This window comes from Dinoroseobacter sp. PD6 (genome assembly GCF_028807315.1).
GTDB lineage: Bacteria > Pseudomonadota > Alphaproteobacteria > Rhodobacterales > Rhodobacteraceae > Dinoroseobacter > Dinoroseobacter shibae.
In genome coordinates this window covers 36,642-60,217 of the sequence record NZ_JARAMN010000014.1, presented here as the reverse complement: position 1 = coordinate 60,217, position 23,576 = coordinate 36,642, and the positions used below count along the sequence as shown (strand labels likewise).

The 23,576-nt window shown below is 67.8% G+C and carries 25 protein-coding genes and 1 pseudogene; 10 read left to right on the top strand and 16 right to left on the bottom strand.

Features of this window, described 5'->3' with window-relative positions; genetic code table 11:
• From paaZ to ggpS, 6 genes are all read left to right on the top strand, one after another.
• Entirely contained in the window at nucleotides 1-2,037 is a 2,037-nt protein-coding gene (gene paaZ / locus PVW48_RS18585) for a phenylacetic acid degradation bifunctional protein PaaZ (protein WP_274582436.1), read from the top strand.
• Between the two features lie 37 nt (nucleotides 2,038-2,074).
• Nucleotides 2,075-2,869: a PaaX family transcriptional regulator C-terminal domain-containing protein gene (locus PVW48_RS18580; protein WP_274582435.1), complete on the top strand. Its 795-nt coding sequence runs from the start codon at nucleotides 2,075-2,077 to the stop codon at nucleotides 2,867-2,869.
• 127 nt (nucleotides 2,870-2,996) lie between these two features.
• Nucleotides 2,997-3,449, top strand: coding sequence for a hypothetical protein (locus PVW48_RS18575; protein ID WP_012187222.1), 453 nt, complete (start codon nucleotides 2,997-2,999; stop codon nucleotides 3,447-3,449).
• A gap of 305 nt (nucleotides 3,450-3,754) precedes the next feature.
• Nucleotides 3,755-4,894 carry an NAD(P)H-dependent glycerol-3-phosphate dehydrogenase gene (locus tag PVW48_RS18570; RefSeq protein ID WP_274582434.1) on the top strand — a complete coding sequence of 380 codons (1,140 nt, stop codon included), beginning with the start codon at nucleotides 3,755-3,757 and terminating at the stop codon, nucleotides 4,892-4,894.
• Complete coding sequence (locus tag PVW48_RS18565; protein ID WP_274582433.1) at nucleotides 4,891-5,670, top strand: HAD family hydrolase; 780 nt, start codon at nucleotides 4,891-4,893, stop codon at nucleotides 5,668-5,670. The genes PVW48_RS18570 and PVW48_RS18565 overlap by 4 nt, the downstream gene beginning before the upstream one ends.
• Nucleotides 5,671-5,681: 11 nt before the next feature.
• A complete protein-coding gene (gene ggpS, locus PVW48_RS18560) occupies nucleotides 5,682-7,172 on the top strand; it encodes a glucosylglycerol-phosphate synthase (protein WP_274582432.1) in 1,491 nt (496 codons plus the stop codon).
• Nucleotides 7,173-7,270: 98 nt separating this feature from the next.
• Here the strand turns inward: ggpS and PVW48_RS18555 are convergent, their stop codons facing one another.
• Genes PVW48_RS18555 through PVW48_RS18540 form a run of 4 tightly spaced genes read right to left on the bottom strand, consistent with a single transcriptional unit; the run spans nucleotide 7,271 to nucleotide 11,129 of the window.
• Complete coding sequence (locus tag PVW48_RS18555) at nucleotides 7,271-8,689, bottom strand: phospholipase D family protein (RefSeq protein ID WP_274582431.1); 1,419 nt, start codon at nucleotides 8,687-8,689, stop codon at nucleotides 7,271-7,273.
• Nucleotides 8,679-10,385 carry a sensor histidine kinase gene (locus tag PVW48_RS18550; protein WP_274582430.1) on the bottom strand — a complete coding sequence of 569 codons (1,707 nt, stop codon included), beginning with the start codon at nucleotides 10,383-10,385 and terminating at the stop codon, nucleotides 8,679-8,681. Before PVW48_RS18550 ends, PVW48_RS18555 begins: the two co-directional genes overlap by 11 nt.
• A gap of 4 nt (nucleotides 10,386-10,389) precedes the next feature.
• The gene (locus tag PVW48_RS18545; RefSeq protein WP_012187228.1) at nucleotides 10,390-10,953 is read right to left on the bottom strand and encodes an RNA polymerase sigma factor; all 564 of its coding nucleotides are present in this window, start codon (nucleotides 10,951-10,953) and stop codon (nucleotides 10,390-10,392) included.
• Nucleotides 10,950-11,129, bottom strand: coding sequence for a NepR family anti-sigma factor (locus PVW48_RS18540; RefSeq protein WP_012187229.1), 180 nt, complete (start codon nucleotides 11,127-11,129; stop codon nucleotides 10,950-10,952). The genes PVW48_RS18545 and PVW48_RS18540 overlap by 4 nt, the downstream gene beginning before the upstream one ends.
• A gap of 136 nt (nucleotides 11,130-11,265) precedes the next feature.
• On the opposite strand from PVW48_RS18540, the gene PVW48_RS18535 reads away from it, so the two are divergent.
• Nucleotides 11,266-12,081, top strand: a complete 816-nt coding sequence (locus PVW48_RS18535) for a response regulator (protein WP_274582429.1) — start codon at nucleotides 11,266-11,268, stop codon at nucleotides 12,079-12,081.
• A gap of 6 nt (nucleotides 12,082-12,087) precedes the next feature.
• Here the strand turns inward: PVW48_RS18535 and PVW48_RS18530 are convergent, their stop codons facing one another.
• The 6 genes from PVW48_RS18530 to PVW48_RS18505 form a co-directional block, all read right to left on the bottom strand.
• Entirely contained in the window at nucleotides 12,088-13,461 is a 1,374-nt protein-coding gene (locus PVW48_RS18530) for an eCIS core domain-containing protein (RefSeq protein WP_274582428.1), read from the bottom strand.
• 135 nt (nucleotides 13,462-13,596) lie between these two features.
• A complete protein-coding gene (locus PVW48_RS18525) occupies nucleotides 13,597-14,094 on the bottom strand; it encodes a Dps family protein (RefSeq protein ID WP_012187232.1) in 498 nt (165 codons plus the stop codon).
• Between the two features lie 60 nt (nucleotides 14,095-14,154).
• Entirely contained in the window at nucleotides 14,155-15,795 is a 1,641-nt protein-coding gene (locus PVW48_RS18520; RefSeq protein WP_274582427.1) for an acetolactate synthase large subunit, read from the bottom strand.
• Nucleotides 15,795-17,138: an NADP-specific glutamate dehydrogenase gene (gdhA, locus tag PVW48_RS18515; protein WP_274582426.1), complete on the bottom strand. Its 1,344-nt coding sequence runs from the start codon at nucleotides 17,136-17,138 to the stop codon at nucleotides 15,795-15,797. The genes PVW48_RS18520 and gdhA overlap by 1 nt, the downstream gene beginning before the upstream one ends.
• 98 nt (nucleotides 17,139-17,236) lie before the next feature.
• Entirely contained in the window at nucleotides 17,237-17,392 is a 156-nt protein-coding gene (locus PVW48_RS18510; protein ID WP_443112690.1) for a DUF1328 domain-containing protein, read from the bottom strand.
• Nucleotides 17,393-17,546: 154 nt separating this feature from the next.
• Entirely contained in the window at nucleotides 17,547-17,900 is a 354-nt protein-coding gene (locus PVW48_RS18505) for a hypothetical protein (RefSeq protein ID WP_274582424.1), read from the bottom strand.
• Nucleotides 17,901-17,992: 92 nt separating this feature from the next.
• On the opposite strand from PVW48_RS18505, the gene PVW48_RS18500 reads away from it, so the two are divergent.
• Entirely contained in the window at nucleotides 17,993-18,721 is a 729-nt protein-coding gene (locus tag PVW48_RS18500; RefSeq protein WP_274582423.1) for a Crp/Fnr family transcriptional regulator, read from the top strand.
• Between the two features lie 39 nt (nucleotides 18,722-18,760).
• Here PVW48_RS18500 and PVW48_RS18495 read toward each other — a convergent pair whose 3' ends face one another.
• Complete coding sequence (locus PVW48_RS18495; protein ID WP_274582473.1) at nucleotides 18,761-19,063, bottom strand: DnaA N-terminal domain-containing protein; 303 nt, start codon at nucleotides 19,061-19,063, stop codon at nucleotides 18,761-18,763.
• 1 nt (nucleotide 19,064) lies between these two features.
• Here PVW48_RS18495 and PVW48_RS18490 point away from each other — a divergent pair.
• Nucleotides 19,065-20,045: pseudogene (locus PVW48_RS18490) on the top strand (ParA family protein); the annotation flags it as partial.
• Entirely contained in the window at nucleotides 20,042-21,166 is a 1,125-nt protein-coding gene (locus PVW48_RS18485) for a ParB/RepB/Spo0J family partition protein (protein ID WP_274582422.1), read from the top strand. The pseudogene PVW48_RS18490 and the gene PVW48_RS18485, both read left to right, overlap by 4 nt.
• A gap of 99 nt (nucleotides 21,167-21,265) precedes the next feature.
• On the opposite strand, the gene PVW48_RS18480 is transcribed toward PVW48_RS18485, so the two are convergent.
• From PVW48_RS18480 to PVW48_RS18460, 5 genes are all read right to left on the bottom strand, one after another.
• A complete protein-coding gene (locus PVW48_RS18480) occupies nucleotides 21,266-21,460 on the bottom strand; it encodes a PLD nuclease N-terminal domain-containing protein (protein ID WP_274582421.1) in 195 nt (64 codons plus the stop codon).
• 27 nt (nucleotides 21,461-21,487) lie between these two features.
• Nucleotides 21,488-21,700, bottom strand: coding sequence for a DUF2945 domain-containing protein (locus PVW48_RS18475; RefSeq protein WP_274582420.1), 213 nt, complete (start codon nucleotides 21,698-21,700; stop codon nucleotides 21,488-21,490).
• Nucleotides 21,701-21,707: 7 nt separating this feature from the next.
• Nucleotides 21,708-21,968, bottom strand: a complete 261-nt coding sequence (locus PVW48_RS18470) for a DUF7218 family protein (protein WP_012187241.1) — start codon at nucleotides 21,966-21,968, stop codon at nucleotides 21,708-21,710.
• A gap of 63 nt (nucleotides 21,969-22,031) precedes the next feature.
• Nucleotides 22,032-22,232 carry a TrkA C-terminal domain-containing protein gene (locus PVW48_RS18465; RefSeq protein WP_274582419.1) on the bottom strand — a complete coding sequence of 67 codons (201 nt, stop codon included), beginning with the start codon at nucleotides 22,230-22,232 and terminating at the stop codon, nucleotides 22,032-22,034.
• A 223-nt stretch (nucleotides 22,233-22,455) separates the two neighbouring features.
• Complete coding sequence (locus tag PVW48_RS18460; RefSeq protein ID WP_274582418.1) at nucleotides 22,456-23,523, bottom strand: hypothetical protein; 1,068 nt, start codon at nucleotides 23,521-23,523, stop codon at nucleotides 22,456-22,458.
• Nucleotides 23,524-23,576 lie beyond the last annotated feature (53 nt).

The window sequence follows — 23,576 nt, the reverse complement described above, 5'->3', positions numbered from 1 at the left end:
ATGAGCCTTCTCGACGTCCAAAGCTTCGCAGCCGGCCACTGGATCGCCCCCGATGCCGATGCCCGGATGATCGCGCATGCGGTGACCGGCGCCCCCCTGGCACGGGCGGGCAACGGCGCGCTGGACGTGCAGGCCATGCTGGACTACGCCCGCGACACCGGCGGCCCGGCCCTGCGCGCACTGACCTTCCACGACCGCGCCCGGATGCTGAAGGCGCTGGCCCTGCACCTGGGCGCGCACAAACAGGCGCTCTATGACCTGTCCTTCGCCACCGGCGCCACCCAGGCCGACCACCTGATCGACATCGACGGCGGCATCGGCACGGTGTTCGTCTTCGCCTCCAAGGGGCGGCGGGAGATGCCCGATGCCCATGTCTATCTCGACGGCGAGGTCGAACAGCTATCCCGCACCGGCACCTTCCTGGGCCAGCATATCGCAACCCCGCTGCAAGGCGTCGCGGTGCATATCAACGCCTTCAACTTCCCGGTCTGGGGCATGCTGGAGAAGCTCGCCCCGACCCTGCTGGCCGGGATGCCCGCAATCGTCAAACCGGCCACCGCCAGCTGCTATGTCACCGAAAAGGCGGTGCGGATCATCCTCGACAGCGGCATCCTGCCCGCCGGCGCGCTGCAGCTTGTCACCGGCGGGCTGGGCGACATGCTCGACCGGCTGACCTGCCAGGACGTGGTCAGCTTCACCGGCTCCGCCGACACCGCGCTGCACCTGCGCGCGGCCCCTCACCTGCTGCGCAACGCGGTCCGCTTCGTGGCAGAGCAGGACAGCCTCAACGCCTCGATCCTCGGCCCCGACGCGGTGCCCGGCACACCGGAATTCGATCTCTTCATCCGGGAGGTGGCGCGGGAAATGACCGCCAAGGCGGGCCAGAAATGCACCGCCATCCGCCGCATCCTCGCCCCGCAGGCCCAGGTCGACGGGGTGATCGCCGCCCTGGGCACCCGGCTGGCCAAGACGGTGATCGGCGACCCGCGCGACACCGCCACCACCATGGGCGCCCTGGTCTCCAACGGCCAGAAGCGCGACGTGCTGGCGAAGGCAAGCGTCATCGCCACCGAGGCCGAGCGTGTCTTCGGCGACCCGGAGGCGTTCACGGTCCACGGCGCCGATGCCCGAACGGGCGCGTTCCTGCCACCGATGCTGTTTCACTGCGCCGATCCCGATGCCGCGCAGCGCCTGCACGACACCGAGGCCTTCGGGCCGGTCTCGACGGTCATGGGCTACCGCGACCTGGATCATGCCGTGGCCCTGGTCAATCGCGGGGCAGGCTCCCTGGTGGCCTCGGTGATCACCCATGACCCGGAGGTCGCGCGCCAGGTCGCCCTGGGCGCGGGCGCCTTCCACGGGCGGCTCTATATCGACGATCGCGACAGCATGGGCGAGGCCACCGGCCACGGCGCCCCCCTGCCCCACATGATCCATGGCGGCCCCGGACGTGCCGGCGGCGGCGAAGAACTGGGCGGCGTGCGCGGGGTGATGCACTACATGCAGCGCACCGCGATCCAGGGCAGCCCGGACATGCTGACCGCGATCGGGGGCAAATGGGTGCCCGGCGCGACCGAAACCCCGGCCCCGGCCCATCCCTTCACCCGCGGCTTCGACGCGCTGCGGATCGGCGAGACCCTGCACACCCCGGCGCGACAGGTCACCCTGGCCGATATCGAGCATTTCGCCGCGTTCACCGGCGACACCTTCTATGCCCATATGGATGACGCGGCGGCGGCGCGAAACCCGTTCTTCCCCGGGCGGGTGGCCCATGGCTACCTGCTGCTGAGCTTTGCCGCCGGGCTGTTCGTGGATCCCGACGAAGGCCCGGTTCTGGCCAATACCGGCCTCGACAGCCTGCGCTTTCTCAAGCCGGTCGCGCCGGGCGACAGCCTCAAGGCCCGCCTGACGGTCAAGCACAAGACCCCGCGCAACGACGCTTATGGCGAGGTGCGTTGGCATGTGAGCCTGACCAACCAGGAGGACGACCTGGTGGCGGAGTACGAGTTGCTCACCATGATCGCCTATGCCGCCTAGGGTTGGAAACAGCGCCCCCGCGGTCTAGGAACCGAATATGCAGAGCCCGCCCTTTCCCGTGATCGTCCAGCACCTGACCGGGGACCGGACCCCGCGGGTCTGGTCCTTCCTGATCTCGGTCTTCGGCGATCTGGCCCAGGCCCCGGACGCCCGGATCAGCGCAGCCCTGCTGCGCCAGATCTCCGCCCAGATCGGCATCAGGCCCGAGGCGATGCGTGTCGCCCTGCACCGGCTGCGCAAGGATGGCTGGATCGACAGCGCCCGCGCGGGCCGCACCAGTGCCTATTTCCTCACCGACCGCGGCCGGGCGCAAAGTGCGGCCGCCTCGCCGCGGATCTACGGCACCGGCCCCGGGGCCGAGACCGCCTGGCTGGCCGCCTTCAACCCGGGCCAGCCGGGGGCACACCAGGACGGGGCGGGCGTCTGGCTATCGGCAACCCTGCTGGTCAGCGCCACCCGGCCGGCGACTGCCGACGCCTTCGTCACCCCGCTGGGGCCGGGCACCGCCCTGCCCGACTGGATGACCGCCCGGATCTGCGACGCGACCACGGTGCAGATGGCCGCGGACTTCGCCAGGGCCCTGGCCGGTCTGCGGCCGTTGCTGGACAGCGCGCCGGGTCTCACCACGTTGGAGACCACCGCCCTGCGCGTGCTGCTGGTCCATGGCTGGCGCCGGATCGTGCTGCGCACCCCGATCCTGCCTGATCACCTGTTTCCCGCAACCTGGCAGGGCCCGGTCTGCCGTGACGGGGTGGCGGACCTGCTCGCCCGCTATCCCAAGCGCCCCCTGGCCGAGCTGGAAGCCGCCCGCACTGCGCTGCCTTGCGGCTGAGACCGGCCCACGCCCACGGGCGGCAGAACTTTTCAGGTATCATCGGAACCAAAGCGATTTGGCGGTGTTGGTAAGGCAATGGCACGGCGCGACCGTGCTGCATGACCGAACGAAAAGGAGTTTCACCATGAAACGCATTCTGACCTACACCACCGCCCTGACCCTTCTCGCCGCACCGGCCCTCGCGGACATGAGCGCCGATGCCAAGATGGACCTGGTCCGCAACGCCCAGCAGTTGCTCAACGAGTATGACATCGCGGCGGATGCCGACAGCCTGAGCACCGCGCAACTGGCCGAGATCCAGGCGCTCGACGTGAGTGACCGCTCCGTGGCCGAACAGCGGCTGGAACAGATCGTGGGCGCCTCCGCCACCGACACGAACGTCACCGCGGACGTGTCCGTCCCGGATGTCGAGGTCGCAACCCCGGACAGCGAAGTCGTGCAGAGCATTCTGGATGATTTCGACATCGCGGCGGATGCCGACAACCTGACGGAGGCCCAGAAGGCTGAAATCCTGGCCGTGGACATGAGCGACCGCTCGCAGGCCGAGATGAAGCTGAAGACCATTGTCTCCGGATAACATCCCACACCGGGCGGCGCCCCGCGCGTCGCGCGACCGGACCAGGGGGCGTCCTGCGGGGCGCCCCTTTTGGCGTGCGCGCGCGCGTCCACGCCCTGCATGATTTCCCGGCAAGTCGGTGCAAAACTGCACAGGGCGGGGAAAGACCCGGCAGAAATACGGCACAACTATTGACCTTCGGAGCCAGCAATGCACTTTAAGCGACATGACTGTTCTGTAAGCGACATATACGCGGCACTGCTGCGCGCCCCTGCGCGCCGGTGCCCTGAGCCGTCCCTGCCCTCTTCCAACCCTTCGAGGTCCCGATGAAGCACGAGCCCGTCTCCGGCGCCCCCCTTCCATTCAACGCCCGCCCCTTCGCCCGCGTCGCCGTGCTCGGCGCCGGGTCCTGGGGCACGGCCCTGGCCGTGACCTTGGCCCGCGCCGGGGTTGAAACCCGGCTCTGGGGACGGGATCCGGCCGTTCTGCGCGAGATCAATGCCGGGAACAGCACCCCACACCTGCCGGGCGTGACCCTCCCGGCCAGCCTGCGCGCGGTCAAGGACATGGAAGGCGCGCTGACGGGCGCCGAGGCCGCGCTGATCGTGGTCCCCTCGCGCAGCGTGCGCAGCGTCGCGCGCCAGGTGGCGGAATACGTCCCCGACGGCCTGCCCATCGCGGTCTGCGCCAAGGGGATCGAGGCCGAGACGGGCCTGTTGATGACCCAGGTGGCCGAAGAAGAACTGGGCAAATGCCCGATCGGCTGCGTCTCGGGCCCCACCTTCGCGGTGGAAACCGCCCTCGGCCACCCGACCGCCGCCACCGTGGCCTTCCCGTTCTCTTATGCCGACCGCCTGCGCCCGCAGGACAGTCCCGCCGCCCGGCTCGCCGTGTCCCTGACCACCGAGAGCTTCCGCGCCTATGTCTCCGACGACCTGGTGGCGGTGGAGATCGGCGGCGCGGTCAAGAACGTCATCGCCATCGCCTGCGGGATGATGACCGGCGCGGGGTTTGCCGAGAACACCCGTGCCGCCCTGATCACCCGCGGCCTCGACGAGATGAAGACGCTGGCCGAGGCCCTGGGCGGTCGCCGCGAAACCGTCACCGGCCTGTCGGGCATCGGCGATCTGTCCCTGACCTGCTCCAGCCCGACCTCGCGCAACATGTCGCTCGGCCAGCAACTGGGCCAGGGCCTCGCGCGCGCCGCCTGTTTCGACGGCAAACCCGTGGTGGTGGAGGGCGAGGTCAACGCCCGCTCCGTCACCGATCTCGCCCGCAGCGTCGGTGTCTCCATGCCGATCTGCGAAACTGTCCGTGCCATTCTCCATGACGGCGCGGATCTCGGGCAGGCCTTCGCCGCGCTCTGGGCCCGCCCGATCGAGGCCGAGCCGCGCGCCATGGACCTGTCTTTCGATCACCCGGCCACCGATCAGGCCATCGCAACACTTGCCGAAAGGATCTCATGACCCGTCACGAAACCTTCCCCCCCTCTCCCATCGCCGAAAAGGACCTGGTGCTCGCCACCGATCTCGACGGCACCTTCCTCGGCGGCACCGACGCCGACCGCGCCACCTTCTACAACTGGATCGAGGCGAACCGCGCCCGGGTCGGCCTGATCTTCGTCACCGGCCGCGACGCCGGGTTCATCAGCCAGATGGCCCGCCGCGGCGAGGTGCCCAAGCCCGATTACGTGGTGGGCGACGTCGGCACGACCATCGCCGAAATGGGCAAGACCGACCATTTTCTCAGCCCGATCGAGATGCTGGAGGCGGATATCGCCGACGCCTGGGGCGATGCGGGCACGCGGGTGCAGGCCGCGCTGCGCGGGGTCAAGGGGTTGCGTTTGCAATCGACGGGCTTCCGCTACCGGGCGAGCTATGACCTCGACCCCGACGCCTTCGAGGACCGCGCCTTCGACATCGTGGCCGATCTGGGCCTCGACGCGCTGAAATCCGACAACCGCTTCTTCGACGTCCTGCCCAAGGGGGTCAGCAAGGGCCCGTCGCTGCTGCGACTGCTGACCCATCTGGGCGTGCAGAACCACAAGACGCTGGTGGCCGGCGACACGCTCAACGACCTGTCGATGCTCCGGCTCGGCCTGCCTGCCGTGGCCGTGGGCGGCTCCGAGCCCGCCCTGCTGGCCGAGGTCGAACCGCTTGATCATGTCCATGTCGCGCGCGGCATCGGCGTCGCCGGGATCGCCGAGGCGATCACCCACCTGAACCTGTTTCCGAAAAGCTGAAGGAGAGACCCATGTCGTCAGATCTCGTGATCGTCTACCACCGTCAGCCCTATGAAGAAGTCGAGGAGAACGGCCAGACCGTCTTCCGCGAGAACAAGAGCCCCAATGGCATCGTCCCCACGCTCAAGAGCTTCTTCGGGCGCGTCTCCCATGGGTCCTGGATCGCCTGGAAACAGACCGAGACCCCCGAGACCCCGGAATTCGACCGCAAGGTCGAGATCTCCGACGATTACGGGAACTACACGGTCTCCCGCCTGCCGCTGGCGCCCGACCAGGTGCGCGAATTCTATCACGTCACCTCCAAGGAGGCCTTCTGGCCAATCCTGCACGGCTTCAAGGAGCGGTTCAATTACGACCCCGTGGAGTGGGAGAATTTCCGCGACGTGAATCGCCGCTTCGCCGAGGCCGCCTCCGAAGAGGCCGCCGAGGGGGCCGTGGTCTGGATCCACGACTACAATCTGTGGCTGGTGCCCGGGTTCCTACGCGCGATGCGCCCGGATGTGAAGATCGCCTTCTTCCACCACACGCCCTTCCCCTCGGCGGATATCTTCAACATGCTGCCCTGGCGCAAGGAAATCATCGGCAGCCTGCTGGCCTGTGACGAGGTGGGCTTCCACATCCCGCGCTATGCGGCGAATTTCGTGTCTGTCGCGCGCAGCCTGTTCGACGTGGACACGCCCAAGCGCCACGCGGTGCCCGAGGCCTGGATTTCCGAAGGCACCGCCCTGACGGAGCGGGTGCTGCCCAGCATGATCACCCATGACGGGCGCGACGTGACGGTGACGGTGACACCCCTCGGGGTGGATGCCGCCTATATCGACGCCCAGGCCCATGCGCCCGCGACCCAGGCCCGCGCCGCCGAGATCCGCGCCGAGATGGACGAGACGCGGCTGCTTCTGTCGGTGGGCCGCACCGATTACACCAAGGGCGGCGTGCAGCAGCTCGAGAGCTTCGAGCGCGTGCTGGAGGCCCGGGCCGACCTGCGCGGCAAGGTGCAGCTGATGCATGTGTCGGTGTCGGCGAACCGCAACATGGCCGCCTATGAAGAGATCCAGAACGAGATCGAGCAGGTCGCGGGCCGGATCAACGGCCGTTTCGGCTCGCTCGACTGGCACCCGCTGGTGCTGGTGTCCCGCGCGATCCCGTTCACCGACCTCGTGGCCTATTACCGGGCGGCGGATGTGGCCTGGATCACGCCGCTGGCGGACGGGATGAATCTGGTGTGCAAGGAATTCATCGCCTCCCGGATCGACGGCGACGGGGTGCTGGTCCTGTCGGAATTCGCCGGGGCCGCGGTGGAGCTGGAGGATGCCATCATCACCAACCCGTTCTCGCACAAATCCATGGACCTGCGCATCCAGGAGGCGCTGGACATGGATGCGGCCGAGCGCAAGGCCCGCATGGCCGGGCTGCGCGCCTCGGTGCTGGGCAACACGGTGCAGGACTGGAAGCCGCAGATCCTCGCCGCCCTCGACAAGCCGGTCTTCGACAGCGCGGCCTGAGCGACGGCACGGGGCGCCGGGGTGAAACCCCGGCCTACCCCCGGCCCCGCCCTTTGCGCAAGGATGTAGGCCGGGGTTTTGCCCCGGCCTTGCCGATCTCACACGATGTCCTCGGGCACCCCGGGCATGGGCATGTACAACTCCGGCACCTGCGCGATGTCATGGGGCACCATGAACCCGCGCCGGGCCTCCGGGGCGCTGCGGGCGTTCTCTTCGGCCTGCGCCGCCCACCAGGCCTGCGCCGTCCCCAGCGCCAGCGCGCTGTCCGGCACCGCCCCGCCCCACCAATGCATCGCCAGCGCCCGCCACAGGGCCCCCACCCGCTCCGGCGCGCGCAGATCCAGCGCCACCTCCGTGTCCCAGCGCAATGACCGCCCGTTCAGGTTCGCCGAGCACACCAGCGCCCGCCGGTCGTCGCAGATCAGAACCTTGGAATGGACGTAGACCATCGGCGCGCCGGCATGGACCTTCAGGTCATCCTCCGCCGCGCGCTCGGGCTTGACCGGGCTGAGCACCGCTGCCCGCGGCCCGAACGCCTCCGTCACCCGCTTCAGGCTCTTGTGGCTCAGCCACAGCCCGAACCGCGCATCCGCCCCGCGATTGTCCTCGAAGGCCACGTCATCGGGCAACGCCGGCAGCACCAGGATCAGCCGCAGCCCGGGCCGGCTCATCCCCGCATGGGCAAGCGCCGCCGCGATCCGGCTCGACCGCAAGAACTGCGTCTCGATATAGATCAGCTGCTCGGCATCGCGGATCGCCTCCAGATGGGCCGCCTCGATCTCCCGCAGCCGGGTCCAGGGGGCGAGGTACGGCGCCTGCAACCGCCGTGGCGCCGAGATCGTCCGCCGCAGATACCGACCCTTCGCAAGGGCCCCCTGCCCCGCACAGGCCGCCAGGAACCCGTCGAGATGCGCCGCCGCCTCCGCCGCCTCGGGCCCGCGCAGCAACAGCTGCACATCGGTCCAGGTCCGGCGCGCCCTGCGGTCATGCTCCAGCGTGTCGAACCGCCGCTCGTTCTGGTCCAAACCCCCGATATAGAGCCATTCCCGGTCGATCACGGCGATCTTCTGGTGATGGGTCACCGTGGCAAAGACCGGCACCTTGCCCTTCTCGCGCTTGGCCAGCGGCCCCAGCACGCTGCGCCACATCAGCCCGGCCCGCGCCGGATGCAGGGCGCGCACCACCTCCAGCCGGTCGCCCGCGCCCGTGACCTCGGCCAGCCCCGCGCCCTGCCGCGCCGTCGCCAGCGCGATCTTGTGCAGGGGCGCGGCCATCACCGGGTCGAAATCGCTGACCACCAGCCGGATGCGCACCCCCTGCCCCAGCTTGTGCGCCAGAAGGTCGAACCAGTCCGCCCCCACCGCCCGGCCCTCGTCGCTGCGCAGGGCCGTGGTCATGTCGAAGATGCGAAACCCCATCTGGATCTCGTCGCGTGCGTCCAGCACCGCGCGCTCGAAGGCCGGCCAGGCCTCTTCCGCGGTGATCAGCACCTGGAAAGGCGTCCGCTCAGGCAGCATCGGGCACGAACTCCGCCGGGCGGAACCGCACCACCATCCTGTAGCTGTCCGGCAGGTCCTCGACCTCCTCGACCCCGTCGAGCTGCATCACGAAGGCCCGCATCAGCCGGGTGCCGATGCCGGTGCTGTCATTGTCCAGTTCCTCGCCCAGGGGCGTGCCGCGCGTATTCTCCACCGACAGCTCCACTCGCCCGTCCGGTGCGGCCTTCAGGGTCACGTCGATCCGCGCGGCCCCGTCCTCGGGCCGGCCCACGTATTTGAACGCATTTGTCAGCATCTCCGACAACACCATGGACAGGGGCACCGCCTGGTCGGGATAGAGCTGCAAGGGCGTCAGATCCCGCCGCACGGTCACCGCCCGCGCCCCCTGCCCGGCCAGGGCGGCGACTTCCGACACCATCTCGTCGGCCAGCGCCGCCACATCCACACAGGTCATCTCGGTCGTTGTGTACAGCGTCCGGTGGATTGCCGCCAACCCCTGCACCCGCCGCTGCAAGCCCTGCAACACGCGCTTGGTCTCGGGCGCGGTGACGGTCCGGCTCTGCATGTTCATGATCGAGGCGATCATCTGCAGGTTGTTCTTCACCCGGTGATGCACCTCGCGCAGCAGCACCTCCTTGTCCTGCAGATCCTGCTCCCGCCGGGCCTCCGCCTCCGACAGGATCAGAACCATCCGGTTGAAGGCCCGCTGCGCCTGGGCGAATTCGGTCGAGGGCGCGTCGAGCTGCAGGGCCGCCACGTCCCGCTCCCCCAGGGCGAAGCGGCGCATCGCATCCCGCAACGCGCTCACATGGCGGATCACCAGACGGTGCAGCCCGAAATAGGCCACCAGCACCCCGGCCGCCCACATCAGCAGCGGGAAGAGCACCGCCATCCGCCCCTGCGCCGGCGCCGTCCCGATGGCGCCGACGGGCCAGCTGCCGATCACCAGCACCTCGTCCTCCAGCAGGGTGAAGGTGGCAAAGACCCGTACTTCCCCGGCTTGGTTCCGCCCCCGAAAGGTGGTGCTGCCATCGCTGCGCAAGACCCCGGTATCCAGCGCCTCGGGCAAGAGCGCCCGAGCCCCGTCCAACCCTTCGGAGGCGGAGATCACCTCGCCCGCGCGGTTCAGCACCACGATCTCCAGCCCGCGCTCGGCGGGTTGGCTCGGCAACAGGTCGTTGACGATGGCATGGGGGATCGAGATCGCGACATAACCCGCAAATGCCCCCGCCGCATAGATCGGCACATTGGCGATCATCACTGACTGGCCGCTCACCGCGCCCTGTTCGTTCACCTCGAAACTCAGGCCCGGCGCGGCCATCAACTCTGCAAATCCCGGAAAATCCGAAAAATCCACCTCCTCGCCATGGCTCGAACACCGCATCACCCCGTCCGGCGGCAGGAACCCCGCGAACACGATCTGGTTGCTCTGGTCGATGAATTCGCCCAGCACCGCGCTGCACCGGGCGGGATCGTCCAGAAGCGGCAACAGGGCAACCCCCAGCCCCCGGGCCGCGCCCACCGCCTCGATCAGGACCCGACGCTCGAGGGCCACGGCCTGCCGCGCTTCGGCGATCAGGGCGCCGCGGGCCAGATCCTCCGCCCGGTCGATCACGCTCCGCGTCTGGTAGAGCGAGATCAACCCGAGCGGCAGCAGGGCAAGCGTCATCAGGCCGATCAGCCGAACCGGCAGGCTGCGCAAGGACAGGCGCACAGGCTCAGGCCGCGCTCTGGTTTCCGGCAACGATGCCCTGGGTGACGCTGTCGGTCATCTCCATCGCGTCGTCCTCCGACATCTCCAGAAGCTCGGTCAGCTTGTTGCGCGCACGGTTCACCCGGCTCTTGATCGTGCCGATCCGCACGCCGCACATCTCGGCGGCTTCCTCATAGGAAAATCCGCCCGCGCCAACCAGGATCAGCGCCTCGCGCTGCTCGTCCGGCAACTCGGCGAAGGCTTCCCCAAACTCGCGCATCTGCAAGCGCCCGTCATGGTCGGGTTTCTGGGCGAGGCCCGCGGCCATCTCGCCCTCGGTGTCCTCGACCTCCCGCTTGCGCTTGCGGCGCAGGGAATAATAGGTGTTACGCAGGATGGTGAAGAGCCAGGCCCGCATGTTCGTCCCGGCCTGGAACTTGTCGATATTCGACCAGGCCTTGACCAGCGTGTCCTGCACCAGGTCATCGGCGGTGGCCGAGTTGCGTGTCAGGCTGACCGCAAAGGCGCGCATGGCCGACAAATGCTCGACGATCTCGTCGCGCGGGTCCGCCTTGGGTGCACCGCTCATGCGTCACCCCCGGACTTTTTCTTGGCATCCTGCGCCTTGAGCTGCTCCAGAAGCTGGGTCAGCCGATCCGGCACCTCTTCCTTCAGAACATCCTCATAGGCGCGCTTGAGGTTCTGGTCGATCTGGGCATCGAGCGTTGATTTCCGCCGTTTCTGCATCACGTCTTTCTGGGTCAAGGCATCCGGTCCTGCGAATTATTGTGGAACCGAAACGCAGGACCGCGCGTTTGGTTCCAGACTTCGGTCGAAAAAAAACCTAGCCCGCGCCCGGACGCTTTCAAAGTCCGGGCCATCCGAACAACAAGAGGGGTTCATGTCCCAGGTGACTGATACATCGCTTTCGGCTCAGATCGGAGCCAACCTTCCCTACCTGCGCCGCTATGCCCGCGCCCTCACCGGCAGCACCGCCTCCGGCGACGCCTATGCCGCCGCCACGCTCGAAGCGATCCTGTCGGACCCGGCCCAGTTCGACGCGGCCCACGGGCCCAAGGCGGGCCTGTTCCGGGTGTTCCACGCGATCTGGTCCAGCTCCGGCGCGCAGATGGACGACGATGTCGCTCCCGGCAGCCTGCAGGCCAAGGCCCAGGATCATCTGCGGCGGCTGACCCCGAACACCCGCGAGGCGCTGCTGCTGCACACGGTCGAGGGCTTCGACATCACGCCGCTCGCTTTCGTGATGAACGCCGCCGCCGACGAGGTCTCGGAACTCGTGGACATCGCCTATGCGGAAATGGCCCGGTCGGTCAGCGGCAAGGTGATGATCATCGAGGACGAGGCGATCATCGCCGCCGATCTCGAAAGCATCGTGGCCGAGATGGGCCACCGCATCACCGGCATCGCCCGCACCGAGACCCGCGCGCTCGAACTCGCCGCCGAGGAAAAACCCGACCTGATCCTGTCGGACATCCAGCTCGCGGATCAGTCCAGCGGCATCGACGCGGTCAACCGCATCCTCGACCGCGACGGCGAGGTCCCGGTGATCTTCATCACCGCCTACCCCGAACGCCTGCTGACCGGAGAAGGCCCCGAACCCGCCTTCCTGATCTCGAAACCCTACACCGAGCAACAAGTCCGCTCGGCCGTCAGCCAGGCGATGTTCTTCGCGTCTACAGAGACGTTGAAGGCCTGATCCGGGTCAGAATCCCGAACCGGAGGCCGATTTGGCCGGGCCGCAGTGGTACACTTCGACGTTGAGCGTGTTCCACGCCTTGGCGGCGGCCCTGTAGAGCACGTTGCAGCCCTTCGTGTGACCCTTGACGGTGGTATCGCCGAGGAGGATCTCGTGCTCGCCGACGAGGTCGTGGCCGAGGGCGTGCAGATTCTGCAGGTCTTCGGAGACCATCTCGCACAGATCAGCGTCGCCCGTAACCTTGCAGGCGGCGGCCCAGCCGTCAATGTAATGATGGCGTGCCCCCGACACTCCTTCCTTGCCGAGGATGTCGATGTTCAGCTTGGGCATGGGCTGTGCCTTGGCGCTGGCGCTCGCGCTCGCGCTGGCGGGTGCCGATTTCGCGGCGCCGAACCAGGCGTGGGCGGTCGGGTTTGCCGGTGGTGCGAGGCACTGTTTCAGGAAAGCGTCCCTTTCCTGCGCCGCCGCCTTGGGGTCGGCCCCCAGCGCGGGTGTTTCGAGCTCTTCCATACTGTCGAGCCACTGCTCCAGCACGGCGATGCTGGGCGCGTTCTGCTTGATCGTCGCGGCGTTGGTCTTGAAGACGCGATCGACCCGCTCCTTCAGCTCGGCTTTCATCCCTTCGATTTCCGACGCCTTCAGACGCTGGATCGCGATGGCGCCCCCTGCCTGAGTGGCCTGAGCCGTTCCCGGTTCGGACTGCGCCGGGGATCGGCCCATGCGCTGCGCGGCCGCTCCCATCCGGTCCGCCTCGGCCTCCAGCCCCGCGTCGTCGTTGATCGCCACGCCCTTGGCCTGCATCGTGGGCCGCACCCGGCCCTGGGCCTGCTGGACCACGTGCCAGGCTTCGTGGGGCAGATGTTTCTCCTGTCCCGGGCCCAGGTGGATATCGCGGCCCTGGGCGTAGGCGAGCGCGCCGACCTGCGCGGGCTGCGGGGAATTGCGATGCACCCGCACATCAGTCATGGAGTGGCCCGACAACGCCTCGACGCCCGCCTGCAACTGCGGCGGCAGGCCCCCATTCCCCCCCGGACCCGGTTGCGCCTGCACGGGCGCGGCGCCGTTCGCCTTGCCCTGCAACGGCTCTTCGTCCTCCAGACCCCTGCCCTGCAGCGGGTCTTCATCTTCCAGCCCGGCGGCCTGAAGCGGCTCCTCATCCTCCAGACCCTTGCCCTGCAAAGGCGCCTCGTCCTCGACAGCCATCCGCTGCACCGCCCGCGCGGCCATCCCCTGTTGCATCGCCAGAAGCTGTGTCACCCGCGGGCTCGCCTGCATCACGGCCTGCAACCGGGTCGCGGCCAAGGTCGCGCGCCGCTGTCGCACTGGCGGGACCGGGGCCACCGCCCCTTCCGGGCTGGCCTTTCGGGCATGATCGGGCATTGCGTTTCTCCCTCGGTCCGGATGCATGGCGATGTCATCCGTAGCACGAAACGCCCGTTTCCCAAACGTCAACACGCCATGAAAAAAGCCCCGCCGGGAACGGCGGGGCCAGGCAGGCAACTCGGATCGGAGCTGTCAGGACTTGGTCAGCGCGCGCAGCATCCAGGCCGCTTGCTCGTGGAACGCGCTGCGCTCGGTCGCCAGATCCTCGGTCACCGGGTCCTTGCGGCTCTCCACAAGCTCCACCAGCGCGTGGAGCCGGTGCGCGATCTTCTCATGGTCGGCGGCCAGATCCTCGATCATCTCGAAGGCACTCATGCCGTCATGGCCGTCCTGCACCCGCGACCGCTCCATCACGGCGCTCAGCTGCATCGGGGCCAGCTCGCCCAGGGCGCGGATCCGCTCGGCCAGCTCGTCGGCGGCCGCGAACATGTTCTCGTACTGCTCCTCGGTCATCTTGTGCACCGAATAGAACAGCGGTCCCTCCACGTTCCAGTGATAGGCATGGGTCTTGAACACCAGCCGGTAGGTGTCCGACAGCACATCCGCCAGACCGCTGGCGATGGTGGCGGTGTCGCGGACGCCGGTGGACACGTCGTCGGTGGAGGGGATGATTTTCAATGCGTCGGTCATGTCTGTCTCCTTGCTCATTGCTTGAAAGACCAACGTTCGCATGCGCGGTTTTGTTCCGCCTCACGCCGCGGGGCGCACCCCCGGCAAGCCCCCTCCGGCAGCATAATCCACCGGCACGGAGACCAGGGTCGGCCCGGCGCTGTCATGGCCCGCACGCAGGATCTCGCCCAACTCCGACAGGCCCGCGACCGGCGCATGGCTCCAGCCGAAGGCGCGCGCGAGCCGCCCCCAGTCGGGCGAGCCGAAGCCGAAGGTCGAGTCGTCCCCGGCCTTCTGCTGATGCGCGTCGATCAGGCCATAGCCGCCGTCCTCCCAGACCATCACCGTCAGGTCGAGCCCCAGCCGCGCCGCCGTCTCCATGTCCTGGACGTTCATCATCACGTCCCCGTCGCCGCAGATCGCGAGCACCCGGCCCACCTGCTGCAACCGCGCCGCCGCAACCGCCCCGGGCAGGGCAAGGCCCATCCCCGCCAGCCCGTTGGGAATGATCACCTGCCCGGGCCGCCGCGGCAGCACATGCCGCGCGATCCACAGCTTGTGCAGCCCCACGCCGGACAGGACCGTGTCCTCGGCACGCAGCTGCCGGGTGATCTCGGCGCAGATATCCTGGGGCGCGATCGGCCCCTCCGACGACGTGGAATAGGCTCTTGCAAAGGCTTTGCGCATCCCCGACTGCACCCCGGCAAAGGCCGGCGGCATGTCCCAGCGCCGCGCCTCCAGCACCTCGGTGAGCGCCGCGAGTGTCTCGGGCAAGCCCGCGACCACCTGCCCGGCCACGTGCCAGCCCGCATCCGCCGGGGCCGGCCCGGCCCCGAGATGCAGCACCGGGATCGCCCCGTCCCGGCTCAGATCCGCGGCGGGGTATTCCACCGGGTCGAACCCCGCCGACACGATCAGATCCGCCGCCTCGAAGGACAGATCCACATAATCGCCTTCGGGCTGGCCCACGGTGAACAGGGTCAACTCGTGCTCCGGCGGCAGCACGCCCCCGGCCATGAAGCTCGTGACCACCGCGATCCCGGTCGCCTCGGCAAAGGCGCGCAGCTCCGCCGTCGCCCCGGCCCGGATCACCCCGGCCCCGGCCAGCAGGATGGGCCGCTCCGCCCGGGTCAACAGGGTCAGCGCCTGGGCAATCGCCTCCGGCGCGGGGGGGCTGGGCATGACCTGGGGCACCGGCACATCGCGCAGCGCGGTCTGCGCTTCCGCCACGTCCTCGGGCAGGCACAGATGCACCGCGCCCGGCTTTTCCGCCCGGGCCAGGCGCACCGCCTCGGCCACGGCCCCGGGGACCGCGTCGGCCTCCAGCAAGGTCCGGCTCTGTTTCGTCACCGGCGCGAACAGCGCCTCCAGGTCGATGATCTGGTGGCTCTCCCGGCCAAGGCGGCCGCGCCCCCCCTGCCCCGTGATGGCAATCATCGGCACGAAATCCAGCGTGGCATCTGCCACCCCGGTCACCAGGTTCGTCGCCCCCGGCCCCAGCGTGGCGAGACATGCCGCCGGTCGCCCGGTCAGCCGCCCATGCACCCCGGCCATGAAGGCCGCCGCCTGCTCGTGCCGGCACAGCACGAAATCCATCTCGCTGTCCTGAAGGGCGGCCATCAGCGCCGTGGTCTCCTCCCCCGGCACGCCGTAGACCGTGTCCACGCCCGCCGAAAACAGGCTCTCCACAAGGGCCTGCGCCCCGCTGCGCCGCCCCGCCATTACAACACCCCCTGGGCGGTGATCGCCTCCGCCAGCTTGCGATAGGCCGCGATATTCGCCCCGCGCCCGTAATCGATCCGGCCCTCCTCGCGGCCCTCGGCGACCACGGCGCGGTGGATCCGCTCCATGATGTCGCGCAGGGTCTCGTCCACCCGCGCCGCACTCCAGGTCAGCCGCTGGGCGTTCTGGGTCATCTCCAGCCCGCTGACCGCGACACCGCCTGCATTGGCGGCCTTGCCCGGTGCCACCGCGATGCCGGCGGCCCGCAACACCCGGCTGGCCTCCCGGGTCAGGGGCATGTTCGCGCCCTCGGCCAACAGGGTCAGCCCGTTGTCGCGCAAGGCCTCCGCCGCGCTCTGATCCAGCTCGTTCTGGGTGGCACAGGGCAGCGCGATATCCGCCGGGATCTCCCAGGGGGTCTGCCCCTCCAGGTACCGCAGGCCCAGCTCCGCGGGCGGCGCGGCGATATCCTCACCCGCATCCTTGCGCGCCTGAACCCAGGCGATCGCGTCCAGCGTCAGGCCCTCCTCGGCCAGAAGTGTGCCGCCCGTATCCGACAGGGTCAGCACCTTGGCGCCTTCCTCCACCGCCTTCTGCGCCGCATGGGTGGCCACGTTCCCCTTGCCCGAGACCAGCACCCGCTTGCCCTCCAGGGACGTGCCCATCTCCGCCAGCATGCAGGCCACGAAATAGACCACGCCGAAGCCGGTCGCCTCCACTCGCATTTTCGAGCCGCCAAAGCTCAGCCCCTTGCCGGTGAATGCGCCCCCGAAAGTGCCGCGCTGCTGCCGCCACGCCCCGAAAAGCCAACCGACCTCCCGCGTGCCGACATTGATGTCCCCGGCGGGCACATCCTGGTCCGGCCCGATGAAGGGGGACATCTGCGCCATCAGCGCCTGGCAGAACCGCATGATCTCCTGCCGGGACCGGCCGCGCGGGTTGAAATCCGCCCCGCCCTTGGCCCCGCCCATGGGCAGCCCGGTCAGCGCATTCTTGAAACACTGCTCGAAGCCCAGGAATTTCAGCGTGTCCTGTGTCACCGACGGGTGAAACCGCAAGCCGCCCTTGTAAGGCCCGATCGCGTTGGAGGTCTGCACCCGCCACGCCTGGTTCACCTGCACATCGCCTGCATCATCCGCCCAGGTCACCCGGAACGACAGGATACGATCCGGCACCGCCAGACGCGCCAGAACCCGCGCCGCCGCATAGCCGGGATCGTTCTTCTCGATGGTCAGGACATCCTGCGCCACCTCCGCCAGGGCATGATAGAAGTTCGGCTCGAAATCCGGGTTGGTGGCGAGTTCGGACAGAAACACTTCTGCCAGGGCATCACGGCGCTCCATGAGGGCTCCTATTCGTGAAATGAAAACCAAAGGACGCTCTAGGGGTCCGGACGGGCCGCGTCCAGACCCGGCGTCTGCTCAGGGGTGGGGAAAGACGGTCAGTCCCGGTTGCGCGTGCTGATCCCCCAGGCCACTGCACCGAAGCCGAGAACAAGGAAAATCCAGAACAAAACCACGGCGATTCCAGCCGTCGCCTCCGCCAGACCGGTGAAGCCGAACAGGGCCGAGATGGCCGCAAAAACAAAGAAAATCAAACTCCAAGCACGCACAATCGGTCCTTTCCTGCTCCTCGCTCAGGCCGACAACGCGCGCTCGGACAGATCGGTTCCCGGAACTTTTCCCACCCGGTGGACATTAAGGTTGTGGCAGGGTGCGCCTGGCCGCCTCCCTCGCCCGTGCTCGGTCCCCTCAGCCCGGCCGCACCCGCGGGGCCCTGCCCAGCAATCTGCGCACCTGCGCAGCCGTGAAGGGCCGCGCCAGGGTCTCCACCCCGAGGGTCGCCGCCGCCGCCGCGTCGAGGTCGATCACCACGATCCGCGCGCCAGTGCCGCGCAGGGCGACCAGCAACCCGCTGTCCTCCAGGATCGCGACCGGCGGGGTGACGAAGGCCATCTTCAGGCTTCCTTCGGCCCGCGCCACCACCTCCAGCGCCACCGCCACATCCCGGCAGGTCGCCGCCTCCCAGCCGCGCAGCGCGCGCAACATATCCGACAGATCCTCGGCTTCCAGAACATTCCGGGTATAAAGCAATGCTTGCACCATGGTCGAAATGAGCTCCCTTGCAAGACAAGACCACAGCATCGCAGACAGCGCCGCCAAACACATTAAACTACGACATAGCAAGCCGAGGAAACATGACCGTCGACTGCACTGCCTGTCCTTTGCGCAAGAATGCGCTCTTTTCGCCCATGACGGAGGAGGAAGTCGCCTTCATGCGCCGTTTCAAGACAGGTGAATTGCAGGTGACCGGCGGCACGCAGATCCTGCTCGAAGGCTCCGGCGCGGCACAGCTCTACACCTGCCTCTCCGGGCACGGGCTACGTTACAAGACACTCTCCAACGGGCGTCGGCAGGTGGTCAGCTTCGTGTTGCCCGGGGATTTCATCGGTCTTCAGGCCAGCGTCATGGGCGAAATGCACCATTCGGTCGAAAGCACCACGGACATGACCCTATGCGTGTTCAACCGCGCCGACATCTGGACCCTGTTCAAATCCTTCCCCACCCGCGCCTTCGATCTGACCTTCCTCGCCGCGGTGGAGGAACACTTCCTGGGCGAGGCCCTGGCGACGGTCGGCCAGAAAGGCGCGTTCGAAAAACTCGCGTGGAGCCTGCACCGCTTTTTCACCCGCGCCGACGCGGTGGGGCTGGTCCGGGGCGCGCAATGCCCCCTACCCTACCGGCAACAGGATCTCGCGGACGCGCTCGGCCTGTCGCTGGTGCATACCAACAAGACGCTCGCGCGGTTGCGCGGGCAGGGTCTGGCCGATTGGTCCGACGGGCGGCTCACCGTGCCGGACGTGGCCGCCCTGGCCGAGGCCGGGCTGGTGGATGCTGCGCGCATGCAGACCCGGCCGCTGATCTAGGGCGCGCGAAACAGGGTCTAAACCCCGGTTTAGAGCCTTTCAGGGCTTTTGCAGAACCACCCGGTGAACCGAGGGCGCCACCTGCCGCGCCGCCGACAGAAGCAGCCCCTCGAAATCCCGCATCACCGTCGCCGCCACGAAGGCCGAGGGCGCGGCCAGTGTCAGGCACCCGCCCTCCAGGTCCACCTCTTCGAGCTTGCTGAACCAGGTCGCGAACTGCGCCGGGTAGCTGTCGCGCAACTGCAGCTGCACCTGCGGCCAGAGGCCGCCCGCCCCGCTCACCTCCGGAACCGGGTGCAGGGGGACGACATTGCTCTGTGGCACCTCCGCCCCCTGCCCCATCCGCGTGGCCATCGTCAACTTCAAGGGCGGCGCGGGCAAGTCCACCGTGGCGCTGCACTTCGCCCATGCCGCCGCCCTCGATGGCTACCGCGTCCTCGCCGTGGACTTCGACCCCCAGGCAACCCTCAGCCATTCCATGGGCCTGTCGGACGTGGTCGAGGATCACACCGTCTGGGGCATCATGGCCCGCGACCTGATCCGCGAGACCGAGCGGATGAACGCCACCGCCGCCGGCGCCGAGAGCGGCACCGCCCTGCCCCGCCGCCAGCTGCCCGCCGCGATCCAGGATCTCGGGCTCGGCGCGTTGCGGGTGTCGGACTTCATCCAGCCGACCGCCTGGCCGACCATCGACATCATCCCCTCCTGCGCCAACGCGGCCTTTGTCGAGTTCGCCTCCGCCCAGTACCGCCACCTCAACCCCGAATGGTCCTTCTTCGCGGCCGTGTCGCGCTTTCTCGACCAGATCCCGGACGACGCCTATGACATCATCCTCTTCGACTGCCCGCCCGCCATCGGCTACCAGTCCATGAACGCGGTCTTCGCCGCTGACATGCTCTATATCCCCTCGGGCCCGGGCTATTGGGAGTATGACAGCACCACCTCCTTCATCGGCCAGCTCGCCGAGGCGCTCGAGGATCTCGCCCACGGCGCCGACAGCTTTGCGCGCGCCGGGGTTACGCTTCCGAAAGTGTTTCGTGACATACGGTTCCTGATGACGCGATACGAGCCCGGCAACGAGCTGCACCGGGCGATGTTCCAGGCCTTCAAGCAGGTCTTCGGGGACCGGGTCGCCGACAGTCCGATCGAGATGACCCGCGCGGTCGAACAGTCGGGCCGTTTCCTGTCATCGGTTTACGAGATCGACTACCGCGAGATGACCCGGGGCACCTGGCGCCGGGCGCGGGCCACCTTCGATGCAGCCTACACCGAGTTTCGCGGTCACATGCTGGCCGCCTGGGACAATCTGGAGGACACGCCATGAGCAAGAAACGCCGCATGTTCGACATCGAGATGCCGCCCGAAGCCGACGCGGCCCCGCCGAAAACCTTCCCCGCGGGGAAGGTTTCACATGCTGAGACCACACCGCCCCGGCGCGGTCCCATGGCCGCGGCAATCACCGAGACCTCGGATCACGCTCGCGACCGCGGCGCGCTGGAGGCGCAGATCCGGGCGGAAAACGACAAGCTCGCCCATGAATTCGTCCGCCTGAAGAAGGCCGGGCAGATCGTCGACCGCATCCCGCTGGACCAGATCGAAACCTACAAGCTGGCCCGCGACCGCCTGCCGGGGCTAGACCCGGAGCTTGACGAGCTGATCGCCTCGATCCGCGACCTGGGCCTGTCGAACCCGATCCGGGTCGAGCCGCGGGAGGATGGCCGCTACGAACTGATCCAGGGCTACCGCCGGGTGCAGGCCTATCGCCGGCTGCTGGACGAGACCGGCGATGCCGAGACCTGGGGCGCGATCCCGGCGGGGATCGAGGCCCGCGGCGCGGCGCTGGAAGCGCTCTATCGCCGGATGGTGGACGAGAACATGGTGCGCAAGGACATCTCCTTTGCCGAGATGGCCCAGCTGGCCCTGAACTACGCCGCCGACCCGCATACCGCCGAGAACGATCCCAACCGCGCGGTGGCGGAACTGTTCCAGTCGGCCAACTACTCCAAGCGCAGCTATATCCGTGCCTTCATCCGCGTGATGCGGGAGCTGGGCGAGGACCTGCAATTTCCCACCGAGATCCCGCGCGCGCTCGGCACGACCCTGGCCGCGCGCATGGACGAGATGGAGGGGATCCCCCACGCGATCCGCGAAGAGCTCAAGACCTGGGAGAACCGCTCCGTCGTCGAAGAACTGGCCGTGCTGCGGCGTTTTGCAAGGGGCGAGATCCCCGAGGATGCACCGCGGCCTGCGCCCAAGCCCGCGGCCCCGGCAACCCCCGGCGGCACCAAGGCCAAGACCACCTTCCAGATGGAGCGCCCGCAGGGCCGGGCGAAATGCACCGCGGCCAACGGGCGGCTGGAGATCCGGCTGGAGCGGGACTTCTCGGCGCTGGAGCGGCGCAAGCTGGAGCAGGCCGTGCGCCTGTTTCTGGACCAGCTCGACTGAAAAAACCTTCCCCGCGGGGAAGGTTTCGGGGCGCAGGCGACCGAGGGAGGGCGGCCGCCCGCGCCGAACCGGGCCGGTCAGACAGGATCGGGAGAGGGATCAGGCGGTATGCCGCGCCCCCCTTGGCCCGGCGAACAGCCAGATCAGGAAGCCGATCAGCGGCAGGATCAGCACCAGCAGGCACCAGATCACCTTGCGGCCGGTGGAGGCGTTGGACGAGATGATCGACACGAACGCCCAGATGTTGAGAACGAGGAGGATGAAGCCTCCGATGCCGGTGATTTCAATATCCATGGGGGTCTCCTTTGACAGGGTGCAGGGTCAGGCGGGGCGCACTTCGGTGCAGCTCTTGAGCACCTGGTCGCCATCTTCCTGTTCGATCAGCAGGGCAGGGGTGTCGTCGCTGCCGTGGCGGGTGACCTCCGAGCCCTTGAGGGTCCTGGTCACCGTCTCGGTGTAGATCTGGGTGATCTTGCCCTCGGCGGTGCCGTCGCCCCAATCCCAGGCGACCTGTTGTCCAATTTCAAACGCCATGTTGCCCTCACTGGTTGCGCAGAGCGTCGATGAGGTCCGCCTTGCTCATGTCGGACCGGCCCTGGATGTCGAGCTCCTTTGCGCGGTCGTATAGCTCCGATTTGGTCCACTCTTCATAGGGTGGGGCGGACCCGCCTTTGGACGCGGGGTTTTGGGTGTCGGAGGCCTGTGCATTGGCGATCCGCGCGGCCTTCGCCTTGGAGGCACCGTCGTCGCGCAGGGCCTCGTAGGTGTCGTCATCCTTGATCTGGGGGCCGTGGTCGCCCATGGCATGTCCTCCGCAGCTTGCATGTTGCGGGTGTAACGCGCGGGTGGCCGCAAGGTTCCCGGCTCAGGCGTCTTTCAGGGCCTTGGCGGCGGTCTCCAGCGCGTCGGGCGTGCCGGCGAGCAGCAGGCAATCGCCCGGACAAAGCTCGGTCTCGGGATCGGCGAGGGCTTCGACCCCGTCGCGGATCCGGGCCACGGGGCGGGTGTCGCGGGGCAGGTCCAGCCCGGAAACCTTCCCGGCGGGGAAGGTTTCGGGCAGGGTCACGCGGCTGGGGACTGTTGCATTAATCGGGTGAGTACACACCGGATCTTTTCGAAAGCCTGCCATAGCTCGTTGCCGGATCACACAGAGCGATTCTGACCAAAACACTTAGGTCGATGTTCAAAACACGACCCTTTGGCGGCATCGATGAACGCAAGTATTGGCGGCGGCGCTCCTCCCTCAATGAATCGAGAAGGTCCCTGTCGCTGGATCTGATCACAACGGTCTAGTCCTTGATCCGCCACAGCCTGAATCGTCCTTGTTGCGTCACTTCTCGGATCAGGCCTCGCTCTTCCATCCATGCGAGGTTCCTTTGAACAGCCGCGCGACTTGCGCCTGTTAGGGCCTCCGCCATCGGGGCCGACACCAAAGGCCACTCTGTCAACACAGACCGAAGAGCAGCCGGAGTTCTGCCCGAAAGCTGAGACATGGCTCCTTCCGCCCGAACACTCCATGTTTGGGTACCATTTAGATGGCGCATCGCCGTCAGAATTGCGCTGTTCATCCCATCCAGCCAGCGGGCCAAACGTTCGGGTGGCAAGCCCGAAACACGCAGCCCCCCTGCCCCGCCCATGGCGAGCGGTGCGAAGACGGCGCCGCTTCCGTCTCTGGCCGCGATCCTGGACGCCGTGACGGCGGCTTCGATCTGGTCGCCCTGCCCACCGAGACCCGCCAGACTCCAGAGATGAAAGCCCATGCAAGCCCGCGTGATCGGGTGGAGCTCGCCCGCAGCCGCCATGACGTCCAGCCATCCACCCGCGCGATCTTCGAAACGCTCAGCGCTGCCTTCAATGTTCTCGGGATCGCGGCGATTCAGGAAGGCGGCCAAGTCAGACTCCGGTCCCGGACCGCCTGTCAAGCGCCGAACAGCCCATCCAACGCGTGCCAGCGCATCCGGGTCATCCTGTGCACCCGACAGCCGCATCGATATCCAGAGCGCCAGACGATCAGAACTCACCCGGTCCCCTGCGAACCAGCTAAGATCCGCCGCCTCGATAAGAGCGAGGCGGTGCCGCCAGCCTTCAGGACCGCGCAGTAGCCGGTCATCCAGAGCACCCAGGCGTCCAGCGACCCGTGCCAGTCGCGCAGCGTGAATGCCTTCTGCCTTTGCCCAGTCATCTACGACAGCAGTGTCTGGCGGTTCCGCCCGTGGCCCGGGAGGCAAATCATCCGGTTCTTCCTCGAGTGGCCCAGGCAGAAACCAGAGATCGTCTTCGTGAGCCTCTTCATCCTCCTCGATGGTGTTGAGGGGGTCATCGAAATCATCAGTCAAAGTAGAGGCTTGCATATTCATATATGCAAAATACTGAGGTTTTGCACATTACCCAAATGATTTTGTGGCGGTTG